At 24.9% G+C, this 3,605-nt stretch carries 3 protein-coding genes; 1 reads left to right on the forward strand and 2 read right to left on the reverse strand.

Annotation, left to right across the window (positions count from 1 at the left end; all coding sequences use genetic code 11):
• Window positions 1–29: 29 nt before the first annotated feature.
• Together ruvX and E6A48_RS08730 are read right to left on the reverse strand one after the other, a co-directional pair.
• On the reverse strand, window positions 30–440 hold the full coding sequence (gene ruvX, locus E6A48_RS08725) for a Holliday junction resolvase RuvX (protein WP_219709770.1): 411 nt from the start codon (window positions 438–440) through the stop codon (window positions 30–32).
• Window positions 441–462: 22 nt separating this feature from the next.
• Window positions 463–1,695, reverse strand: coding sequence for a peptidase U32 family protein (locus E6A48_RS08730; RefSeq protein ID WP_219709766.1), 1,233 nt, complete (start codon window positions 1,693–1,695; stop codon window positions 463–465).
• Between the two features lie 188 nt (window positions 1,696–1,883).
• On the opposite strand from E6A48_RS08730, the gene E6A48_RS08735 reads away from it, so the two are divergent.
• A complete protein-coding gene (locus E6A48_RS08735) occupies window positions 1,884–3,557 on the forward strand; it encodes an SWIM zinc finger family protein (RefSeq protein WP_219709768.1) in 1,674 nt (557 codons plus the stop codon).
• The last annotated feature ends 48 nt before the right edge of the window (window positions 3,558–3,605 follow it).

The raw sequence follows: 3,605 nt of genomic DNA on the forward strand, positions 1-3,605 counted from the left end.
GAAAGTTTTTTGTTTATTTTTAATTTATATTAATTATTTTTATTTAAAATATTCAAATAGTTCTCTAATATTAAAACGGCAGCAATTAAATCATTAGCCTTTTTTTTAACACTTTTCTTTTTGCCTCTCAAAATAAAATCTGCCTCTTTTGAAGTTCCGTATTCATCTACAAAAACAATATTTACTTTTACACTTTTTAAAAGAAACTCTGAAAACCTTCTTATCTCTGCACACCATTCGCTCTCTTTTCCTTCATCAGACAATGGGAGCCCAAAAACAACAGTATCAATTTTTTTCTCTTCTATTATGTCCATTAATGCTCGTTTTACTTTTCTTGCATTGCTTTCTTCTATAAGCCTGCATGGAAAAGGAATTTTTATGTTCATGTCCATAAAAGCAGTACCTGTTTTTTTGCGTCCGAAATCTACAGCTAATATCATCATAATATTATTTATTCTTTTATTATTCCTCTATAGTGATAATGTCGTATTTCTTAAAATTATGAACACTTGATTTTATATAAGCATTATCCACATTTCTAATATTATCAACTTCTATAAACTCATTTTCTTCTGTTTTTATAAAAAGCTTAAATCTATTATCATTATGCTTTAAAAAATCCTTTCCTATATATACTAATTCATCGCCATTTTTAATTGTGTTGTAAACTGTTATTTTTGCATATTCTTCGCTGTCATCTGCAATCATACCCATAAGCCTCCTGCCTTTGAGATATCCTTTTAATGTTGGCTTTATATTATCACGCCCAAAATAAAAACCTGTATCGCTTTCTCTTCTGCTTATTGTGTCTAATTCTTTTAAATAACTTGCAATAGGCTCTTTTTTTATAGCTTCAGGGTAAGAATCGTATCCAATTTTTTCGAGTAAATCTAATAACACTCTATAAACTCTCACAGTATTAGCAACATAATAAACACTCTTCATTCTGCCTTCAATTTTTATAGAATCAATTCCAGCCTTCTGAAGTAAATGCAAATATTCTGCCATTTGTAAATCTCTGCTGCTTAATATTGTAGAATGGTCTTCTCCCTCTTCTATCTCCATAAACTCGCCCGGTCTTGTTTTCTCTTCTATATATGTTTTAAAATTCCATCTGCAAACTTGTGAACATTCTCCGCCGTTTGCATCTCTGTTGTTTAAAAAGTTTGAAAGCAAACACCTTCCAGAATAAGACATACATACTGCACCATGTACAAAACTCTCTAATTCCAAATCAGTATTATCTCTAATCTCTTTTATTTCGTCTAATGAAAGTTCTCTTGCTAATATTATTCTGCTTGCTCCAAGGCTCTCGTATATTTTGCAAGAATAGCTATTTGTAACTGATGCTTGTGTACTTATGTGAATAGTGGCATCTGGTATTGTTTCTTTAACTGCTGCCAACACTCCTAAATCTGATACAATAAAAGCATCTATATTTAAACTTGATATCTCTTTTAAATAGTCTTTTAAATTATTTTTATCATATTCATGCAAGAAAGCATTTAATGTAAGGTATATTTTTTTATTTAGGATTTTAGCAATATCTGAACATTGAGCAAGTTCTTCTATGGTTGTATTTTTGCTTTGATGTCTTAAATTAAATAAAGCACCTCCTATATAAGCTGCATCTGCTCCATAATGATATGCTACTTCCAATTTTTCTTTATTGCCTGCTGGTGCTAGTAATTCCATTTTTATTTATCTCCATTTATTGTTATGTTCTTTTAATTGTTTTATTATTTTAAATTTTTATAAAGTCAATAATTTTTATGTTGTAATGTTATTTAAGTAAAAAGTTAAATATCAGTATATTTTAATAAGTTAAATATTTCAATAACTTCGCTTTACAGTTTTTTATTTTATTATATTATAGAACTCGTATGAATGATGAGTTGTTTCAAAAATTAAAAGAATTAGAAAGATATTGCAAAGAAGACTTCCTTATATCACTTACAAATAAAGGAATATACAACAGAGCTTTAAAAGATTTTGAAAAGATTAAAGACATTATAAATATAAAATTAGATAATGATAATATAAAAATCTTTTTTGAAGATGTAGAAGTAATATTTAAAAATGATGAAATAAAAAACTCAGTATGTTCCTGCCCATCAAAAACTATTTGTAAGCATATAATAATATCAATTCTATATATAAAAGATTATCTCTCTAAAATAGATTATAATTCTCAAGAAGAAGAGTCTTTTAATAAAAATAATTTTGACTACATAATAAATATTTCAGTAGATGAATTAAAAAAACTTTCAAGCAAAAAAAACTTTGAATATGCATTGGATATTTTTAAAAATACTCCAGAAATAAATATAAAAGAAGATAACATATTAGAAATAAAATTAAAAGAAGCTGTAATTTATTTTGAAAAAAACAGCCGTATAGAAAAATCAATCTGCTCTATCTGTAAGGATAATAATTTATGCTATCATAAAATAGCAGCCATATTAAAATATAAAGAGTTTTATAATAATCTTGAAGAGATAAAAGAAGAATATAAAGAAATAGATTATAATTTAATTTCATTTTCAAAAATGTTTATAGAAGATATTTTTAAAAAGGGAATATACTCTTGCAATGAAAATGATTTTGATAAGGCAGAATATATTGCCACACAATTATTAATAAAAGATATACCATCACTTTCAAAACTTTTTAGAAGTGTTGCTAATGGAATTGATGCTATGATTAATAAAAAAGCTTATTTTAATAAATTATTAATGTTTAATACTCTTGCCAAAATTTATAATTTAATAAGATATATAGAGACTTCAGATAATGAAACATTAAATAAACTAATAGGAGAGAAAAAAAGTAAATATGTAGAAAATAGATATTCTGAGTTTATTGGAATAGGTGCTTATCCATTTGTTTTTTCAAGCGGATATATGGGCTCTACTTCTTATGTTTATAATTTAAATAATAAAGAAATATATTCTATATCAAATATAATGCCTACTTTTTATGAGAATAATACTAACTTTAGTATTTATGATAATATAAAATTAAATTATACAAAAAAAAATATTAATAATTTATCAATAGAGGATTTATCAAAAAATAAAAGCGGCATTGAAAATTTTAGAACCAATAATGACAATAAAATTTCATTAAACAAAAATACTAATTTTCAATTAAAAGAACGTGTTAATTTTAAGTTTATCGATTCTATAAAAAAAGATTTAGAAGATATTTTTTTTGAAACCTATGAGGATATAAAAAATATTAGTTTTGATTATGGTTATTTTTTTAAGAGAGAAAATTATAAAATAATTATCACAGAGTTTGAAAGAATTGAAAATATAAGATTTGATAAGATTAATCAGATATTTTATTTTGATATATTAAACAGCAAAAGAGAAACTCTAACGCTTAGTATAAAATATAATAATATAAACAAGCATGGAGTAAAGTTTATAAAAAATTATAAGAACTCAAAGATTGACAAAGATAAATTTATAGTTCTTAAAAAGAGCAATTTTGCAATAAAGCCAATTAGCATAATAAATATTAATGCAGTTATAAATATATATTTTTTATAATTGGGGCTTTGCCCCAAGCCCCACTTCTTTTGTTGCCACAAAGAAGCA

The sequence above is a fragment of the Brachyspira pilosicoli genome (assembly GCF_019402445.1).
GTDB classification, from domain to species: domain Bacteria; phylum Spirochaetota; class Brachyspiria; order Brachyspirales; family Brachyspiraceae; genus Brachyspira; species Brachyspira pilosicoli_B.